General features: G+C 30.4%; 14 protein-coding genes and 8 pseudogenes. 13 read left to right on the forward strand and 9 right to left on the reverse strand.

Annotated elements, in window-relative coordinates; translation table 11 throughout:
• Nucleotides 1-233 precede the first annotated feature (233 nt).
• Nucleotides 234-360 (forward strand): annotated as a pseudogene (locus TERY_RS36310) (IS630 family transposase); the annotation flags it as partial.
• Nucleotides 361-3,222: 2,862 nt separating this feature from the next.
• Here TERY_RS36310 and TERY_RS29980 read toward each other — a convergent pair.
• Nucleotides 3,223-4,241, reverse strand: a pseudogene (locus TERY_RS29980) (transposase).
• 268 nt (nucleotides 4,242-4,509) lie between these two features.
• Nucleotides 4,510-5,052: pseudogene (locus TERY_RS29985) on the reverse strand (helix-turn-helix domain-containing protein); the annotation flags it as partial.
• A gap of 287 nt (nucleotides 5,053-5,339) precedes the next feature.
• Here TERY_RS29985 and TERY_RS36315 point away from each other — a divergent pair.
• Nucleotides 5,340-6,055: pseudogene (locus tag TERY_RS36315) on the forward strand (transposase); the annotation flags it as partial.
• Nucleotides 6,056-6,884: 829 nt separating this feature from the next.
• On the opposite strand, the gene TERY_RS36320 reads toward TERY_RS36315, so the two are convergent.
• The 3 genes and pseudogenes from TERY_RS36320 to TERY_RS36325 form a co-directional block, all read right to left on the reverse strand.
• Entirely contained in the window at nucleotides 6,885-7,070 is a 186-nt protein-coding gene (locus tag TERY_RS36320; RefSeq protein WP_370497161.1) for a hypothetical protein, read from the reverse strand.
• A gap of 257 nt (nucleotides 7,071-7,327) precedes the next feature.
• Nucleotides 7,328-7,483: a hypothetical protein gene (locus TERY_RS34595; protein ID WP_196797224.1), complete on the reverse strand. Its 156-nt coding sequence runs from the start codon at nucleotides 7,481-7,483 to the stop codon at nucleotides 7,328-7,330.
• Between the two features lie 611 nt (nucleotides 7,484-8,094).
• Nucleotides 8,095-8,436 (reverse strand): annotated as a pseudogene (locus TERY_RS36325) (IS701 family transposase); the annotation flags it as partial.
• 264 nt (nucleotides 8,437-8,700) lie between these two features.
• On the opposite strand from TERY_RS36325, the gene TERY_RS05915 reads away from it, so the two are divergent.
• From TERY_RS05915 to TERY_RS32470, 3 genes are all read left to right on the forward strand, one after another.
• Nucleotides 8,701-9,003 carry a helix-turn-helix domain-containing protein gene (locus TERY_RS05915; protein ID WP_011610986.1) on the forward strand — a complete coding sequence of 101 codons (303 nt, stop codon included), beginning with the start codon at nucleotides 8,701-8,703 and terminating at the stop codon, nucleotides 9,001-9,003.
• A 94-nt stretch (nucleotides 9,004-9,097) separates the two neighbouring features.
• Complete coding sequence (locus tag TERY_RS32465) at nucleotides 9,098-9,499, forward strand: transposase (RefSeq protein ID WP_011610987.1); 402 nt, start codon at nucleotides 9,098-9,100, stop codon at nucleotides 9,497-9,499.
• Nucleotides 9,493-9,660 (forward strand): hypothetical protein, encoded by a 168-nt coding sequence (locus TERY_RS32470; protein WP_155994330.1) that lies wholly within the window; start codon nucleotides 9,493-9,495, stop codon nucleotides 9,658-9,660. The genes TERY_RS32465 and TERY_RS32470 overlap by 7 nt, the downstream gene beginning before the upstream one ends.
• 100 nt (nucleotides 9,661-9,760) lie before the next feature.
• Here TERY_RS32470 and TERY_RS32475 read toward each other — a convergent pair whose 3' ends face one another.
• Entirely contained in the window at nucleotides 9,761-9,901 is a 141-nt protein-coding gene (locus tag TERY_RS32475) for a hypothetical protein (protein ID WP_155994331.1), read from the reverse strand.
• Between the two features lie 474 nt (nucleotides 9,902-10,375).
• On the opposite strand from TERY_RS32475, the gene TERY_RS34600 reads away from it, so the two are divergent.
• The 4 genes from TERY_RS34600 (at nucleotide 10,376) to TERY_RS05945 (ending at nucleotide 13,502) form a co-directional block, all read left to right on the forward strand.
• Nucleotides 10,376-10,606: a helix-turn-helix domain-containing protein gene (locus TERY_RS34600; protein WP_196797225.1), complete on the forward strand. Its 231-nt coding sequence runs from the start codon at nucleotides 10,376-10,378 to the stop codon at nucleotides 10,604-10,606.
• A complete protein-coding gene (locus TERY_RS30010; RefSeq protein WP_044136482.1) occupies nucleotides 10,513-10,722 on the forward strand; it encodes a hypothetical protein in 210 nt (69 codons plus the stop codon). The genes TERY_RS34600 and TERY_RS30010 overlap by 94 nt, the downstream gene beginning before the upstream one ends.
• Complete coding sequence (locus TERY_RS05935; protein ID WP_011610989.1) at nucleotides 10,723-11,106, forward strand: transposase family protein; 384 nt, start codon at nucleotides 10,723-10,725, stop codon at nucleotides 11,104-11,106.
• Nucleotides 11,107-11,873: 767 nt separating this feature from the next.
• Nucleotides 11,874-13,502 (forward strand): aminotransferase class I/II-fold pyridoxal phosphate-dependent enzyme, encoded by a 1,629-nt coding sequence (locus TERY_RS05945; RefSeq protein WP_011610990.1) that lies wholly within the window; start codon nucleotides 11,874-11,876, stop codon nucleotides 13,500-13,502.
• 409 nt (nucleotides 13,503-13,911) lie between these two features.
• On the opposite strand, the pseudogene TERY_RS30015 reads toward TERY_RS05945, so the two are convergent.
• The 3 genes and pseudogenes from TERY_RS30015 to TERY_RS34605 all read right to left on the reverse strand — a co-directional run bounded on the left by TERY_RS30015 (nucleotide 13,912) and on the right by TERY_RS34605 (nucleotide 16,514).
• A pseudogene (locus tag TERY_RS30015) lies at nucleotides 13,912-14,926 on the reverse strand (IS701 family transposase).
• Nucleotides 14,927-15,730: 804 nt separating this feature from the next.
• Nucleotides 15,731-16,214: pseudogene (locus TERY_RS36330) on the reverse strand (transposase family protein).
• A 54-nt stretch (nucleotides 16,215-16,268) separates the two neighbouring features.
• Entirely contained in the window at nucleotides 16,269-16,514 is a 246-nt protein-coding gene (locus TERY_RS34605; protein ID WP_011610993.1) for a transposase family protein, read from the reverse strand.
• A 474-nt stretch (nucleotides 16,515-16,988) separates the two neighbouring features.
• On the opposite strand from TERY_RS34605, the gene TERY_RS30030 reads away from it, so the two are divergent.
• The 4 genes and pseudogenes from TERY_RS30030 to TERY_RS36340 all read left to right on the forward strand — a co-directional run.
• The gene (locus tag TERY_RS30030; RefSeq protein ID WP_196797226.1) at nucleotides 16,989-17,189 is read left to right on the forward strand and encodes a transposase; all 201 of its coding nucleotides are present in this window, start codon (nucleotides 16,989-16,991) and stop codon (nucleotides 17,187-17,189) included.
• 53 nt (nucleotides 17,190-17,242) lie between these two features.
• A protein-coding gene (locus TERY_RS30035) for an IS630-like element ISTer1 family transposase (protein WP_076611779.1) occupies nucleotides 17,243-18,089 on the forward strand; the annotation gives its coding sequence in 2 pieces (ribosomal slippage) (nucleotides 17,243-17,548 and nucleotides 17,550-18,089; 846 coding nt in all).
• An 870-nt stretch (nucleotides 18,090-18,959) separates the two neighbouring features.
• Nucleotides 18,960-19,076: a hypothetical protein gene (locus TERY_RS36335; protein ID WP_370497163.1), complete on the forward strand. Its 117-nt coding sequence runs from the start codon at nucleotides 18,960-18,962 to the stop codon at nucleotides 19,074-19,076.
• A 287-nt stretch (nucleotides 19,077-19,363) separates the two neighbouring features.
• Nucleotides 19,364-19,573 (forward strand): annotated as a pseudogene (locus tag TERY_RS36340) (IS5/IS1182 family transposase); the annotation flags it as partial.
• Nucleotides 19,574-19,678: the final 105 nt, after the last annotated feature.

Below are 19,678 nucleotides of genomic sequence, written 5' to 3' on the forward strand. Positions count from 1 at the left end.
TTCTTTTTTTGTTAAATTTAAGGGTAGCTGGGTAGAGTAGATAAGCAATAAATTTTGCAGGCCATGAAAAAAAATTATGACAATAAAAAATGAATAATCTCAAGTATTTTTCATTTAATAGCAAGAGCGATAAATACAGTAATATAGAGTAGTTAATGGTGTACAACTAATAATTTTTTAGTTAAGTTATAACTCGTGAAAGATATTTATATAGCAATTCCAAATAAGTTGTAATAGGTATAATAGTAATAATAACATCTCCAGTAAAAATACAAAAAATGAATATTATAGATGAACTAGATAATTTTATTAATCAAACATACATAGATCAAAAAAATTAAAACAGTCTTGGCAGTAAAATGATTTTTTCTCGAAAATACTACTTACTATCAGATTAAATAATTATTATAGCAATTTAAGCAAAGCTTATACCGTCAAATTAACACCATAATCAACTCCATCTTAATCTTCTTTTGACTATTTAATAGTAGTATTTAAAGTTTTTACGTATAGTCAAATATCCGAATTAACAATTTTTATAATCAAAATTTGCCACAATATACGCGCGAATTACTATAGTTGTTTGACTTAATAATGAGAGATAAATTACACAATAATAACGGATAATTTTATATATATATTTATGTATATAGGTATATTTTATAGCTCTATTTAATGCAATAAACCATGTTAATATAATACCAACCTTATGAAATTTAGCTAAACTTTTAGAAGTGATTTATCATACAAATTTTAGTCATATTAGGAGTAGTAAAGATTGAGATAAATGAATCATTAAAAACTCTCAAAAAGCTTTGAAAAAGTGCAATTACAGCAAAAAAAAGGAAAGACTTCAAAATATTTATTGGTTGAAAACTCAAACAGTAAAAACAGTAGAAACAGTAGAAACAGTAAAATAAATTGCAATAATGTGAGGGCGCAATCCAGTAACACTAAAAAAATGGTTAGGTAAATATGGTATAAGTGTACTAAATTTTTTACTACAACCAAAGAAAAATCTGGGAGGGAAGTCAAGTTAAACTCCACCAAATGTAATCGAAAATTAGAAGCACAATTGCACAACCAGGAAGGTTTACAAAGCTATGCTGAAATTCAGCACTTTTTAACCACTTGTTTTGACATCGATATGTCTGATCGAACAGTTCATCAACTAATCAGATTTAAATTAAAAAGTAAATTAAAATTTCCAGGCCCAAATCACATCAAACAAAATAAAAAAGCTCAAGAAAACTAAAAAAAAACTCTCATCTCAACTAGAAGATAAGATTGCTGTTAATTCATAAATATTCGGAAAATTAACTGCCAATTCACTATTGGTGTCAACATGAGACTAGAATTGGATTAAAAATTATAACAAGTAAAATAATTAATGCTTGTGGTGTTAAGCCCATTGGCTTATATCAATATCTATGGCTTTTACTACACCATAAAGCTATAGATATTTACTAGGGTTTGCTGAATAAATCTAAAAAACTTACACAATAATGTTTTTAGGTATTTTTCATCAGAAATAGTATCTAATTTTCAGCTACAATAGACCAAAACCAGGTATCTATAATGCACACAACATGTACAGAAAAGTAGGCTAACGTGACACTCCACCAGAAAATTTTCAACTACCATTCAATGGCAAATTATCCCTAGAAAATCCTTGGGTAGTGATGGCTAGTTTAATTCCTTGGGAGAAATATGAAGATGTATATGCAATCTTTTTCTCCACCATGCATAGGAGCACCTGGATTAAACTTTAGAATAGAATTAGGGGCGTTAATTATTAAATAAAAATTAGGTATAAGGGATAGAGAAAAAGTATAACAAATTAAGTAAAATCACGATTGACAAGGGTTTATTTGTCTGAACTTTTATAACAAATAATAGAGTTTTTACGCTTCAATGTTGGTTCATTTTATAGAAATAATAGGTACATATTTAATCAATAAAATTAATTTAGATGTAGTGAAAAATTAGAGTAAAAATCAGGAATATGATGCAAAAAAAAGAACCTTATTAGAAGATATTAAGAAGTGCAAAAATCAAGGTAAATTAATTTAAGATTGCACCTGCTATCCCAGCTATCCGACGGACTTAAATCTATTAAATAATGGCATAATTGAAACCAAAATCATCTAAGATATTCTCTTAAAAGGCTGTTAAAATCAGTTTTAACAAAAACTCATTACTCACTGTAAAACAGGAAAAAAAAGAATATTTCAAGGTAAGCAAAAAAAGACGAATAACTCCTAAAGCTATCAGGAAAGCTATCAAAAAATAACTGAAATATGTAAGTAAAAACTTAAGTACCCAAAAGGCTGTTAATTGATAATGGTGTCCGTCATGAAAGTTTGAGTATTAGAGAATATAAAACATTGTTGGATTTCCGTAAAATTTAGCGTCAACAATAATTGATGTGGGATAACAAATAACAACGAATAAATGATACGATAGTAAGTTTAAATCAACCTGATATGCGTCCAATAGTAAGAGTAAAAAGGGGAAAAATAGAGAATTTGGAGCCAAAATATCTGCAAGTTGTATGGATAGATATATATTTTTACATAGAATAAGTTGGGAAAACTATAACGAATCTTGAGATTTAAAGGCTGAAGTTGAAGAGTGGAAAAACTACATAAGTTATTACCCAGAGTCAGTTCATGCATACCAAATTTAGCTAACATGAGAAAACCGAAAATTCTGTAAAGATAAAGGTATTAGAATCAATGTTTCATTAGGGAAGAGCACCCAAAAATTTTGATAAAGAACAGAAAAACAAGCTCAGGAGCGATGAAATATTAGGTCACCATATTGAAGGTAAATTCGGCCGGCTGCAAAAGAAGATTTAGTCATAAAAAAGTAATGGCTAAACTTTCTAAAACTTCTACAACTGCAATCACAATTACTTTTTTGACTTTTTTTATTGAATAAAAATCAACCATTTTCAGACTTTTTCAGTAAACCCTAAATAGACATTAATATAAGCCAATGGGCTTAAAACCACAAGCAGTACAGTTAATTTTCCAAATATTTATGAATTAACAGCAATTTTATATTCTAGTTGAGATAAGAGTTTTTTTAAGTTTTCTTGAGCTTCTTTATCAGGACTTGCGCAGAGACACTATATATAGCGTATATTAAATAGAGCGATCGCTAAAAAAATCATAGCCATCCCCCAGCTTTTATTCATTAAAAACAATCCATAAAAACTTAAACAACTGTCATTTTAATTGTCGGATATTTGAGTTCAGAGACTAGATATTTAGATGACAATTGATGTTTTAGTTGATCAATAGTTTTTCCCAAATTATTGGCAATTTTTTTCAAATGATTCCAGACCAACATAGCACAAGCAATGTGATTTTTTTGAATTTTTCCCCGACGACATTGACAAAATTCAAGTCCTGTTAACTGTTTAATTTCTCTGTGGAATTCCTCAATTTTCCACCTAGTTTGAATCTCAAACTCAACATCATCTGTACTTTGACAACTAAGGTCATTAGTAGCAATATATTCTGCTGAAGTTTGTGGAAACAGTAGCCCAGAATAATTTAACTTTTTTATCTCTAGGAAAACCTTTTATTTTAATAATCTTTCCTGATGTTAATTCCCACTCATTCCATTTTAATTCTTCCAGTTTTTGATACTTTTTTACACCCCCACTATCGTCTACTAAACCATTGCTTTTTAAAGGGCAATAGTAAATTTTACCTAAATTATCTATTAAAGCCATTAGTCTTTGGGTTGCATACCAGCTATCCATTAATACTGTTTTGACTGGTATTTTCTGATTTTCCACCATATCAACCAACCTCAACTTCTACATTATCTATTTTACTCTTTTCATCATTTTCTGGATTATAAATACGATAATCTATTATCCAGAATCGCTCTATTTTAGGATGAAAATATAAGCAATTAACTATTCCTATCCCACTCACTACCCCATGTTCATTTCCACTGTACTGACGGCGGACAAGTTCAATTTTTAGGGAATATTTTTTATTAATAACTGTATCATCAGGCCTTTAAATAACCATCTTCAGAATTGACAATTTCTTTCCTGACATTTTGCCACAAAATTTCTGAACCTAAATCAACACTTTTCAAATAACGATTAATTTGATCGTGGCTAATTTTTTCCACCTTGGATCGGCAAGATTTGTTAGAGTATAATTTTTATGACTACTTATTAAATACTGAAAATATTTGATATAATCAAAGTTCATATTAAAGGTATTACAAGTAATTTATATAATATTAATCAAGCATACCAAATAATTTGGGCTCAAGCAAATTTTTAAGGTTTTTGTATTTTGCTGTTCAAGCGATCGCTAAATAGATAAATCTTTAAGGGTAAACACTATATATAGTGTCTTTGCGTAAGTCCTGATTTACTTTTTCACAAAATTTGTCTATGCAAGCTATCACAACATCACTATTTATACTACAGCTAAAAGTGTAAGCCTCTAGCTCATTAGATTTACTAAGAAATCCTCAAACATTTAGTCTTTTACTTTGTTGACTTTTGATTTCTATTTTTTGATTTGTTTCTTGCCAAGCATAAGGAATATAGGGAATTAAACAAAACCCACTTTCATCTAAATACCTAATTTCTATTTCTCCTTTTTCCTCTTGCCTTTTCAATTGTTCTAGCTTCTCAACTTTCCTCTCGTAAAAACCGGGGATAGGTTCACCGCCTACTCTTCTTTTTATTCTGTACCATCCCATTTTTCCTAATTTTATTACTCTTTTAATTGTTTTTTTACTGACTTTAATTTTCCATTGCTTTGGGATTTTTTCTGGGACTTTTTCAAGACTTTTAGGAGTTGCTTTTACCCAGTCCTTTATCTGTTGTTCTTGTACTGAATTAAAGGTCTTTTTTCTGCCACGACCAGGCTGGTTATATAGTCCTACCAAGTTTGATGATTCCCATGAATTCAACCAATTATAAATTGTGTTACGACTTACTTTAAATATTTTCATCAATTCCAATATCTTATATCCCTTCCAGCTTAGTTGAATACAATGTGCTCTCTGTCTTACTTGATAATATTTGCTCTGGAAGTGTAAATTCTGTCTAACATTTTCGACGTTTCTCTTGTTAACCCCTTAATATGTCTCATTCTCACTTTATGTTTCCTGATTGTTTTCCAGGGAGATTAGCAAACTGGCTGCCACTTCGCCCTCTGGCTGGGGGTGCTGTGCCATCGGCTGAAAGCCAAGTACGAAGATAATGGCACTTGTGCGATCGCTAACTTTTTCCCTCTGGACATTATTATCTAATACTTTTGTTAAAAATATACAATTAATTTTGTCTAATCACTTATAGATGGTCATCTCGCCCAAAATTGGAAGCAACTAAGGTAAAGCGTCGTCGAATAAAATTAGATTGGAAAGAATTAGAAAAAGATGTAAAACCAAATCTAGAGTTTAAATTGGCATACAAAGCTAAAAAAAATTGGAGTTAATCAACCAGCTATATTTTATGCTTTTAAAAGAATGAATTTTCCTTGAAAAAAAACAACTTCGTTATAGGGAAAGAAATAGAGAATAAAGAATAAAATATTATTAGAAACTACGAAATTTAATTCAAAAAATTGGAAATAAAAGCGTTGTATTTATTGATGTATCAGGATTTTAATACAATTGAGACTGTATTTATGCCTGGTCAAAAAAAGGGAAAAAATTTATGGTGAGCAAGAGGGAAAACGAGGTAAAAGAGAAAATTTAGTAGCAGGGAGAATAAAAAAGGAAAAAGATTTAAGAGCACAAATTATATTTAAAGGAAACCTAAATGCCGTAGTATTTGAATAATAGTTAGAGAACATTTATTACCATCATTAAAAATTCCCAGTGTACTGCTGCACGGATAATTCACCATTAATTACGAAAAAAGGTTATTAGAGAATTAGTAGAAGCAGGGGGTAATCAATTACTATTTTTGCCAAAATACTCTCCTGATTTAAATGACTAAGAATATGATTTTAGTGAATTAAAAAGAGCTAGAATGTATTCACCTATCAATACATCTCTTGATTAAATTATGCGTAATTATTGTGCCAAATAGTGTCTCATTCTTATTTAAAATAACTATATATATAGCGCCTTTGCGTAAGTCCTGATGTTATTATTTGAGTACCCTCAAAAAAAGTGATGGCGAACTGTGACATCAGCAACAAAGCTAAAACAATTGTAATTGAATAAATTTAAAGGGCTAAAGTGCTTCATGGAGCGACATGAAATGGGGAGAGGGTTGCACAACGGTGTATCGTGGAACAGAGTTATATTGCTATTGATCACAGGAAAATAGTGTTTGTGGATGTGATATAAGATGTAAGCTTAGATGTATTGATGTTGCATTTTTATGCCCTGTAAAGACTTATATAGTATGATTTGAGTCGGAAACTCATGGGGTGACAAGCTAGTTGAAAGCTATATATAGAAATGAATTTGCGTTCAGGAACTGAGGAATACTTCAACTAAAAGAAAATCCTTATTGAGAATGAAAGGGGTGCAGTGCCAGGGCAGAGCGCTCCCACTGCACCCCCTAGATTGGTTGAATCATTATTCAATTTGTACTGGAGAATAATATTATGAAAAAACTCACTTTTATTAATTGATAGTTAATCAAAAATTACAGTCTAATTAACCACTGTATTCATCGCTTTTATTCCCCTATGATAATAGAGAAATTTATGAGGCTTAAGCCTCATTAAATATTCTACTAATTCCCAGAAAAAATTATCATTTATTGCCCAATAAATCCTAGATAATCCCACAAAAAAACTACTATTTCTTCTTTCTTTTATACCTCTTTTATTAGTTCTTGATATATATTCTTGAAGCCCTTTATTTTTAATTTTTTTTCCTTAAAATGAACTAATTGCATAAGAAATAGCTATTAATAAAATTAGATTGTTCAGTCTGTTTTCATTGGCCTTAGCTGCTTCTAGGTTATAAGCACCGCTTTTATAATCCTTAAACATTGCTTCTATTCCCATTCTCTGGCTATATATTTTTTTAACTTTTCCAGTATATGATAAATTGGTGAGAATATACCATTTCTCTACAACAGATTTTTGACGTAATTAATATTTTTATATACTAGTAAATTATATGTACCTACCTTCAAAATCTTGGTAATTTTTTGATTCAATAACAGTTTAGTTTCACCGATATTTATTTTTAATTCTGAGATTTTACAATATTTTCTGCCTCGTTTTATCATGGTTAATTTTTGTTGTCTCAAAACAAAATATACATCTTGTTTTTGATATTTTTTCAACCAATGAGATAGAAAAACACTGTGGAATTATCTATCTGCTGTCAGAATTACTTTCTGGCCTTTTAATAACCTGAGCACTGGACGGATTACTGCTTTTTGTTCAGTTAAATTACTAGCTCCTTTATGAGTTAAAATCTTCCAATATATAGGCAAAGCCCTCTTTTCCAAACCTAAACTAATCATTAATATATTAGTATTTTGCCACTGAGTCCTATCTAAAATTAATACTAATTCTGAACTAAAGCTGAATAAATTTTCTCTTATTATTTGAACTAAAGGAAACCAAAATAAAGGTAAGCTAAATTCTTTTAAAGCTAAAAATATTTCCCATAAGTTTTCGTTTACTTTCTAATTTTATTGGTAGGGGAAAATAATTACTTAATTTTGATATTTGTACAGTTTTATGTACAGATACTAAGTATAATAATATTTGCAATGTTACTACTTGAGATGAACTCAACTTTTGCTTAATATGATTTTGATAAAAGCCTAATATATTCACTTTTATTGATTTTTATTTGTAATTACTAACCCCTTTTTATCATATTTTTAACTATTTCCAAAACTTTTTAAATGAATAAATAATCAACTCAGATGGTGGATAAAAGTGAAGCTCGCGATCGCCACCTCCCAAATTCAAAACCCCATTCTTTTTAAATTTAATTATTATTCAACTTATTGTCTTAAATTATTACTATATCTACAATTAAGCTTACTTGTCACCCCATAAACATTTGAGTCGGAAAACTTGATGCATCAAAGACGATCGCATAGTGTGTCTTCGGAGCTCAGTATTGGTCATTTGTCAAAAAAATTAGATGCGTTTTCCCCGCTTCTTTTCCGAAATCTTTCCTCAACAATTTTTAAAATCCAAATTCTTTGAGATGAGTAATTAATCCTGCTTCAGAAATAGCCAGAGTATTTGCCTGACAATAGTTGTGTGGTTCATTTGAAACAGTTCTATTTTATTCAATTCCCAATAGAAAACCCAATTTCTGGTTTTTGAGAAATTTCAAGTTTTCTACTCCTGAACACCAAGTATCTCCTGTTACAATTCTAGGTTTGACTCCCCAGCTTATTATTTCACTTAGTATTTCTCTGAGATAATGGTTTTTAGTTTTTCCTTCCCTGTTATCATCAGGACTTACGCAGATACGCTATATATAGCGTACTGTCAAAATGAAATTGTCAATACTATAATTAGCTCTTTTAGGATAAATATTACTTTTAATATCTATTAAAATAAGGTTATAAAATATTAATTTTATTTGCTAAAATTGTTTGATTATTAGATAAAAAGTACAGGATTATTTTAGTTAAAAATATGAATTTTAATTTTGTTATAAATCGTCAATATTTACTTAAATAGCACACATATTTTACAATAACGCTTGATTTAAATGATTTACTGTCTAAAAACCAATCAAGTATTGACTCGCGCAGAACTAGCCAAGGTACTAGGTCGCCATGAGTCAACGATTACACGCTGGCTCACACTTTATCGAGCTGGAGGACTAAAAAAGCTGTTAGAAGTCAAAAATGTACCCGGAAAAACTTCAAAAATTTCTCCCGAAATTTTAGCAGGTTTACAAGCCAAATTATCAGAAACAATTGGGTTCAATAGTTTAGGAGAAATTCCAAAGTGGTTAATAGAAAAATATCAAGTTCAACTAGCCGATAAAACCGTTCATAAAATCTTTTGATATAAATTAAAAGCTCAACCGAAAACACCTCGTTCTTATAGTATTAAAAAGGATGTTTTAGCTGAAGAAAATTAAAAAAAAACTGAAATTAGGATTGAAGGTATTATTATATGAACTATTCGGGAAAGGTGAAAAAATTCGCTACTTTTCCCAAAATGAAACCCGTTTAGGATTAAAAACAATTCCTGGTAAAAGGATAACTGTAAAGGGAGTAAAGCCATTAGGATCCACTCAGTGGAAACGAAAAAATTTCTATCTTTATGGGGCAATAGAGATAAAAACTCAAGATTGCTATTTTTATGAATTTTCTCACCTAGATGGTCAATGTTTTCAGGAATTTATCAACCAATTATCTGAGGAATTTAATGGCAGTATCAATTTTCTTCAGCTCGACAATGGGACTTTTCATAAAAACGTAGATTTCAAGGAATTCATAATACCAATATTCCAACTTTCCCATAGTCTTGAACTTAACCCTATTGAACGTTTTTGGTAACAATTAAAGGGGAAGTTACAATTTGGGTTAATTGCCAAATTATTCAACAATTACAGCAAAAAGTTTCGGAGATTCTCCTGAAAATTGACGAGTTAACTTTGGCATCTTTGACTAAATGGAATTATCTAATAGAAGCAATATTAAGCGTAACTTCTTCATAGAGAATTGGTATTAGCGATCGCTCTATAATTTTCTTCACTATTATATATTATTAACTTATATTAAGCGCAGCTTCATAGAGAATTGGTATAAGATTACTAATTATTCACTATTAAGCTGATAAGGAAGACTTCCTCCTTGAGGTAAAGGTTTAATATCCCCAGTTTCTTGATATTTTTTGGTTAAGGTTTGAAGAAAATTTTGGCTAACTCCAAACCTAGGAAAGAGCTTGCTTATAGACATTTTTTCCGCAGCAACAAATTGCTACAATTTTTTTTCTAAAGTCTATAGAATAAGGTTTTATCAGTTTTGCGATCTCTATAAAAATTATCCGTCCTAATTTACCTTATGGCTATGGGAAATGCTATAGTCTAGATGATAACTGAGTTGAATTGGTTTGGCGCTCAGTCAAATAGTATATTGCTAATGGTCTTTTCAAATCAACTGAAAAGTAAGAGTAGTTGTTACATAAACTTTTAAATAGACATCTCCGAAAAATAAATAAATTGTGATAGAGTAATAAAAAATAGAAATTTTTGTAGGCAAATTATGACTAATATACTTGAGTATATTCAGACATCTTCCACAAGAATCAGAAATTTTATTAGGTATCAAGTATGAACGGGTAGAAAAGTTATTAAAACAAGCAAAAAAACTTTGTATCGAAGAAGCGAGAAATAGCCACAGCTAAAAAAGTTAGAATAATCGCTTCTGGTGGTGGTAGATCACCTAAATTATCGTTCTTGTGAACAAATCATTTTAACCTTAACTTATTTAAGACATTTGACAACTTTTCAACTATTAGGAATTCAATTTGGAGTCAGTGAAACTACTGCCAATGATATCTTTAATTATTGGTTTCCAATAATTGGGGAGTTGTTACCATCAAGTCTCCTAGAACAGGTAAAAAAAACTCAAGTGACAAAGAAATTATTAAGGAAATTTTAACAGAGTGTGAGTTAATCATAGATAGCTATGAAAAGGGTATAGAAAGGCTAGAAAAATCTGAACAACAAAAAGAATATTACTCAGGAAACAAAAAAAGTCATACAAGAAAAAGTTAGGTGATTGTGTTACCCAATGGTAAAGATATTGTTGATATCGAAGCTGGAAAACTAGGCCAAATAAGTGAGATAAATTTTTTTCGTGAAACCCAAGAAAAATTCCATCAAGAACAAAAATTTACCAGGGACAAAGCTTATGTGGGAGAACCAGCAATAAAAACGCCTAAAAAAAAGCCCCATATTCAAGAATTAACCAGTAAGGAAAAGTCTCAAAATAAAGAGCTGGCATCTGAAAGAATTTTTGTAGAACATATAATTAGATTACTCAAAATATTTCGAGTAGCCCAGGAAAGATTCAGGCTAAATTCTGATAAATATACGCAAATAATAATGACTATTTGTGGACTTGTAATACTGGGAAGAGGGACGGTTATTTTGCCTTAATAAATTTGCCAATAATTTCTGAAAAAATTCTTGGTTGAAAATACTATAATTAGGGCTATATATTAATACTAACTATCTCTAATACCTATGAGACTGTAAAAATCAACTATCTTCTTGAAATAGCGATCGCTCCAATTAAGATAGTTATAGTATTGATTTGACTATTTTCGGAGAAGTCTAATGAAGGAGAACTTTTTATTCAATGGAATCGTCAACTTAAAAATAAAGGTAAGTAGGTAGGCATGAAAAAACTTAGCTATATTAAGATTTGTATACTAACTCTAAGATTCTCCATACAGTTGATTTGAGGTGAATTTATATTTTGTTACATAGCGACAAATTTCAACACCGACCTACTTAATTCTGTTAAGGTGATTTAAATGTTTAGCAGCTTATAGAATTATAGAAATATATTTAAAAATTTTTAATAATAAAAAATGAAATTAATTATATGCCAGATAAATCATCAATTATTTTCCCCTACTCCCTACTCCCTCTTTAAGGGTATTGTATTCTTCAATCTGATTGCAGTGATCGCTTTCAGTAGAAAAAGTTTTGTAGCTACCTCTATGAGTAGGACTTAGAGAAATTTGTAGCACAAAGATAGCCTCAACCTTTTTTGTGAGAGACAAATGCCTATAATATGTAATGTCAACAAACTCAAAAAACATGAAGACATAGCTTGATGAAAAGCATCCATTGCTTCAGCAAAGGTATTCAAAGGTAGAGTAAATTAATCAAAGCTCCTAAAGTATAGGAAAGTTGAAATGTTTGACCAAACTAAGACACCAATAGTTGAAACTCTTCAAAATCTCACCCAAAAATTTCATGCCCCTTTCTATGCACCAGGGCATAAACATGGAAAAAGCATTCCACAATCCCTGAGTGAATTATTAGGAAAAAAAGTCTTTCCAGCAGATTTACCAGAATTACCAGAACTAGATAACTTATTCGCTCCAGACGGTGTAATTCAAGAAGCTCAAGAATTAGCAGCAGAAACCTTCGGCGCATTACACACCAGATTTATAGTCAACGGTTCTACTTCAGGAATTATTGCCGGAATTCTAGCTACTTGTGGAAATGGAGATAAAATAATTTTACCTCGGAATATTCATCAATCTGTAATCTCTGGCTTAATTCTATCTGGAGCAATTCCGATTTTTATCGATCCAGAATATGATTTAAATTGGGATATTCCTCTCAGCATTACTCCCGAATCTATTACCCAAACATTAGCAAAACACCCTGATACTAAAGCAGTTATGATAGTTTATCCTACTTATCATGGTGTTTGTGGAAATATTAGAGCGATCGCCCAACAAGTCCACAAATATAATATTCCTCTATTAGTAGATGAAGCTCACGGAGCTCACTTTGCTTTTCATTCAGAATTGCCAATACCAGCATTATTAAGTGGAGCAGATTTAAGTGTACAGTCAACTCATAAAACTCTAGGAGCTATGACTCAAGCATCAATGCTTCATGTTGGTAGTAATCGTATTGATCTTGATCGACTTGAGCAAGCATTACAGATATTACAGTCTAGTAGTCCCAGTTATCTACTTCTAGCTTCTCTTGATGCTGCCAGACAACAAATGGCTTTATTTGGTGAGGAACTAATGAGCCAAACCCTGGAATTAGCTAAAAATGCTAGAAACAGAATTAGTCAACTCTCGAATTATTCAGTATTCAATCTAAAAAGAAGGGAAAAGAAGACAGAAGAAAGAAATTTTACTTGCTTATCAAAAGATTCAGATTTATTAAAGAATAGGGTTAAAGAAGATATTGGGGACTCAGGAGCAATATTCTCAAATCCTAATACTCAACTTCCAACTCCCAACTACCCTCCCAATTTTCTAATTAAGAATTATTTCAACCCAGGATTTATTGCTCTTGATCTTACAAGATTAACTATTAAAGTTTCTCAGATTGGATTCAGTGGTTATCAGGCTGATGAAATTTTACATCAGGAATTAGGAGTTACTTGTGAGTTACCCAGTTTTCTAAATCTGACATTTATTATTTCTCCAGGAAATACAAAGGCAGATATTAATCAATTAGTAACTGGTTTGATTAGTTTAAGGCATCGGGGTAGGATTAATTTACCTACTAACGATGGAACAAAATTTGACCTTAAAGTGAATGATTTTTCAATACCTATTTCTCCTAGAGATGCTTTTTTTGCTCAGAAGAATTGTTTACCCATTAAAAAATCTGTAGGATATATCAGTGCCGAATTAATTTGTCCCTATCCACCAGGTATTCCAGTATTAATACCTGGTGAAATTATTACAGAAAAGCATATTCAGATACTTGAACAAGTCCAGGCTAATGGTGGCATAATAGTAGGATGTAGTGACCCTATTCTTAAAACTATCAAAGTCTCTAGATTTTAGTTTTGACCAGCGCTTGTCATCAAATAGAGGGATTGACATTAAAGGAATAGTATGGGTCTAGATAATAGCTATAGCAATAACAGAAAAGGACTGCTCTAAATGACTAGAGGTTATAGCTTGGGTGAGGATCAATGGGAACACATTCAAAATTTATTATCAGGATATGAAAAGACTGTAGACAGAAGCGTAAAGAACAAACACTTCTTTGTATTTGTGAAAGCTGTTTTATAAAGATATAGAGCCGAAATTTCAAACTAGAGACTGGCCATAAAGATTTGTGGACTTCAGGGTGATCTATACAGGACTTACACAAAGACACTATATATAGTGTATAGCAAATAGAGTGATCGCTATAATTTTTTGATCGCGATCGCCAAGTATTTCTGATACTATCTCCATCCATAAAAACTTAAATAACTGTCATTTTAAGTGCAGGATTTTTGAGTTCAGATGTTAGATATTTGAATAATAATTGATGTTTTAATTTATAGATAGTTTTTTCCATAATTTATACCATTTTTTTTCAAATAATTCCAGACAAAAATAGCGCCATTAATATGATTTTTTTGAATTTTTTTCTTGACGACATTGGCAAAATTCTATTCCCGTTAACTGCTTAAATAAGAACGTAAAATTCTTCTATTTTCCACCTAGTTTGCGACTCAAATTTACATCATCTGTAGAAAATTTACTGAAGTCATTAGTAACAATATATTCTGTTCTATTGGCAGAAATAGTAATCCAGAATAGCTTGACTTTTTTATTCCTTGTAAAACCTTTGATTTTTATTATTTTACCTGATATTTTTTATAATTCATTCCAGCTTAATGCAGAAATATTTTTATATTTTTCTACACCTACAGTATCATCTACTAAACGATTTATTCTTAATGGAAAACAATAAATTTTTCTATCATTATCTATCAATACCATTAATTTTTTTTTGCATACCAAATCTCCATCAATACCGTTTTAAATAGTAATTTCTTCTTATTTACCACATCAAACATCATATCTTCAACGTGATCTATTTTATTTTTTTTGTCACTATCTGGGTCATAAATACGATAATCTATTATCCAAAATTGTTCACTTTTCGGATTAAAATAGAGACAATTAACTACTCCTATAGCCCGAATTATCTGATGTTCATTAACACTGTATTGTCGTCGCACAAATTCAATTTTTGTAGCCTATTTTTTATGAAGAACTGTATCATCAAAAATTAGGTATCCTTCTATAGTTTTGACAATTTCTTATTGGGCATTTCCCTACAAATCTTCTGAACTCAAATTTTCAATTTTTCAATAACTGTTTATTGTATCATGGCTAACTTTTTCTAGGTGATTTGCTAAATTTGTCATGGTATAATTTGTATGATAATAAAGTAAATATTGAAAATAATCAATATAGTTAAAATTCATATTGTTAACTCAAATCAACAATAAAATTATTCTCTAATAGCTAGGGTTTTCTGGCAAGATTTATTGAGATAGAGCAACACTTATACAGCTAAGGAAAATCAACTATACCTAAGCCTTAAGTTATTTAAGTTTTTATAGGACTAAAGCCACCAATAGTAAGCAATCGCTGTCTAAAAATTATAGCCATCCCTCTACTAACTATGCGCTATATATAGTATCTTTGCGTAAGTCCTGCTATAACCGTTTTAGTCCTTGGAGTTGCTCAGAGGTCTGGGAAAAAGTATTTCATACTCTAGCTGAGGATATATAGCACTACCCATTTAAGTTAGGACATATAATTAGAATAGCGATCGCTAAATGGGAAGGGGGATAATTATTAAAATAGCCCAAATCCTTCAATGCTCCAACTATCTACTATGCCTGAACTTACCCCTAAAAAAAATAACACAATGCCCAAGCCAAAGTAGTTGAGCGCGATTTTTTCAACTACCGGTTACTGGGTAGAATAGATGGGCTTTTAAGGCCCATATAGTACATTTGTATGGAAGGAAGTTCAGCTATGAAAAGACGTTAGGACAATTCTTAAATGCTGCATCAACGCAATCTCTAATAGACATCTCCAAAAATTATCACTTCCCTTACTGTAACTATCTTCTCCAGAGCGATCGCCAGCTCCTCTAGATAGTCATTTTTTATGATATTTATAGTATTACAGATAGTTATTGTTAATTATTTAGCATTTTTATGTAATTATTTATTGCTTTTTACTAGACCTAAAGTTAGGATTTATGTTAACATTAGTGCTTAATCTCTTAATCTCACTAAACCACATATTGTTAAAATTACTTTTTCATAATTACTCTCTTTTAATCTGAATCTTTCTCGTGCCACTTTAAATATTTTTATCAGTCTTATTACATGTTCTACAAATATTATTTTTTGAGCTTTTTTTTGATTCTCTTTCTTTACTTTGTATGACATTTTATGGTTTATTTTTTTTCTTTGGCCTGTCAATTCTTGACCCACCTTGATAACCTTTATCTCCTTGAAATCTTTGTTCTTTATCAAACTTTTTTTGTTGTTTTTTGAATAAAATTATATCACTCTCTGGACCTCTTTCTCCTACTATTACATCAACTATTTTTTTTCCATTATCTGTGATTATTATTTGATTTTTTAACCTATGACTTTTTTGCTTTCCTGAGTAATATTTTTTCTGCTTTCCATCATTTTTTGGCCTGAATATATCCTGTTCTGTACTATCAACTATCAATTCTATTTCTGTCAAAGCTTCTTTTATCCATAAATATTCGTTTTTTTTCCCGAGAATTCCTCTAGTAAACTAGATGGTAATAATTCCATCAAAATATCGCTCCAAAGCCTGAAAAATATTATTTGCTGTTGATTCACTAACTCCAAATATTGCTCCTAGCAGTTGAAATGTTGGTACATGATGCAAATAATATAATGTCAAAATTATCTCTTCCGCTTTGCCTAAAGACTTTTTTCTGACTCCTCCTGCCTTAATTAATCTTTTTTCTTCTTTCTTCGATCGTCTGTCTTTTTTTGTCTTCAACTTTTTGAGCATTTTCTATTAATTTTATTAGTTGTTTATCTGTAATACCAATAATCCTTTTTGTATATGGATGGATGATTATAAATATATTCTAATACATTATTCATTTGGGGACAGCATATATATAATTGGGCACTACAATTTTACCTTAATTTCTATTTTGGAGAGGTCTATTAGTAGAAGTTTAAAAAAACTTGGGTTTACTCGTAAAAAAAAACATATGGTTATCAAGAAAGAGACGAAATAGAAAGAGAAAAGTTGGCCTTAAAACTGAATCAAATAGACAAAAAAGATATTGTTTATGTAGATGAAGCCGGAATAGATAATAATAGATAATAGAGAAGATTATCCTTATGGTTATGGATTTAAAGGCATTCATAGTACCAGGCATGAAGTCCGGAAAAAGAACTGAGAGAGTTAGTTGGATTGCAGCTATAAATCAATCAAAAATGTTTGCTCCTTTAACATTTACAGGAAGTTGTAATCGTGACTTGTTTGAGAACTGGTTGGAAAATTGTTCCCATACCAAAATTACAACCAGGGCAAGTGATTATATTGGATAACGCAACGTTTCATAAATCAGTTTATATTGAAGAATTAGTGGCCAAGCAAAGGTGTGAAATCTGGTATTTACCACCATACTCACCAGATTTTAATAAGATAGAACGTTGGTGGTTTGTGTTATAGCAGTCGAAGCAAAGATTAGGACATAATGCTCGAAAAATTATCTAGGAAAGATTATGCCTTCTCCTTATAGCTATGACTTAAGACAAAAAGTTATTAAGGCCATTGATGGTGGGATGAGTAAAACTCAAGTAAGTTCTATATTTAAGATTAGTCGTAATACCATCAATACTTGGTTACATAGAAGAAGAGAAACTGGGGATATAAAAGCAAAAACAGGTTATCAAAAAGGATATAATCCCAAAATACCAGACTTAGAACAATTCAGAAAATTTGCCCAGATTAATGGCAGTAAAACTCAAAAAGAAATGGCTGATGAATGGCCAGATAAGGTAAGCGATCGCACTATAAGTAAAGCCTTAAAAAAAATTGGTTATACAAGAAAAAAAAACTTACGGTTACAGAGAAAGAGATGAAGACAAAAGAAAGAAATTTCTGGCCAAAATTCGCGATAAAAGGCCGGAACAGCTAGTGTATATAGATGAATCAGGTATGGATAATAGAGAAGATTATGGTTATGGATGGAATGAATTGGGAAAAAGATATTACGATTTAAAGTCAGGAAAAAGAAGTCTAAGGGTAAGTATTGTAAGTGGTTTGTGTGAAGGAAAATTAGTTGCTCCATTAACATTTGAAGGCTCTTGTAACCGTGTAGTTTTTGAAAAATGGTTGAGAGAAAAATTGTTGCCACAATTAAAAACAGGACAATTAGTAATATTAGACAATGCAAGTTTTCATAAATCCCAAAAAGTTAGAGAATTAATAGAATCAGTGAATTGTGAGCTTGAATATTTACCACCATATTCTCCTGACTTAAATGAAATAGAACATTATTGGTTTCCAATTAAAAATCGAGTCAGAAAGTCAGAAGGAACAATAGAAAATTTTCGCATTGAGAGTTGATTATGCTGTTAAGTTAACGTCCTAACCTTTGCTTCGATTGCTATAAAAAACGATCTGCAAACAAAGACTGAAGAAATTTGATCATTTTAGAGACTGTGTGGATGCAGCTTTTATAGAAAATCCTCAAGTTTTTCCGTAGTGGTGAAAGATATCAATTATTAATATAGAATATAGTTGCTCTTTGAGGCGATTCTCTCACTCGAGAGGCTTCGCGAATACACTCCCATAACACTGTGATTCTTTTGTTGTCAGTTAAATCAAAGTGCAACGCGGGAGTCTATAATACCAAATTTTAATCCGAGCTGCCATGCTATAATTATTGCCTGGCAAGGATTTTCTGACATCCTTATGTCACATTATTTTTTCAGGCATGGCATAAAACTTTAAGGTAGTGCGATTGCGCCTCCGTTCCGTTGTCACGATCGCATAGAAAAAATGTCAGTCATGTAGCAGGATGTATACTACATGAATGACATTGGTAGTATGTAAAGATGCCAGCGCTCATTGCTATATGTGGATTAATCGTATTTAATTAGTGGGATAGGTTCATTGTCAATAGATTAATAGACATCTCCAAAATAGAAAATAAGGTAAAATTATCAAAACCATTTATGTATACAGTCTCCCAAATGAATCCAACTTTAGAATATATTTATAATCATCTAAAAGAAACAAAAATAATTATTAGTATTACTTATAAATAGCTAATAAAATTAATATAAAATACCCCAATAATAGAATCATAAAAAAAGATTAATTAAAGCAGATGGAGTCAGAAAAAATAATTTAATAAACGAAGAATAAATAATTTTAACATGATTTTATTTACATCAAATACCAAGTTTTAAAACATTAGGAATTAACTTTGTTATAAGTGAATCAAGTGCTAATAATATTTTTACTTACTGGATAGATATTCTCAGAGAATTACTGCCAGCAATTTTATTAGAAAAAGTAAAAAAAAAGAAAATGAATTGGAATTGGTAAAGGAGATATTAACAGAATTATAATTAATTTTAGATAGTACAGAACAAGGTAGAGAAAGACCAAGTGAATATAAAAACCAAGAAAAATATCAAATATGAAAAAAGAAAAATTATACTTTTAAAAATTAAATAATAACGATACCAAAAGGAACAGAAATAGTGGATGTAATAGTAGAAAAAAAAGGTACAGTAAGTAATGTGAAAATATTAAGAAAACAACAGGATAAATTTGATAAAAAACAAAAATTTTAAGGAGATAAAGCTGATGAAGGAGTAGAAAAAACTACTACACAAAAAAAGAAACCAAGAAAAAAAGAAATGCCACCAGAAATCAAAGAAGAAAATCAAGAAAAGCCCAAAAAAAGAATATTTTTAGAACATGTAATAAGATTAATTAAAATATTTATACTTCCTAGAGAAAGATTCAGATTAAAAGATAATAATTATCGAAAAGTAATTTTAAAAATATGTAGTTTAGTCCGACTAAGAATTGGCTAATTTATATTAGTAAAAATCATCAAAAACTGAGATAAAAATAATAAATCAAAGTCTAATAAATATTTAAATTAGTAACACGAAGTATCTCTGATAACCATAAAACTG

The organism is Trichodesmium erythraeum IMS101, assembly GCF_000014265.1.
Taxonomy (GTDB): Bacteria; Cyanobacteriota; Cyanobacteriia; order Cyanobacteriales; family Microcoleaceae; genus Trichodesmium; species Trichodesmium erythraeum.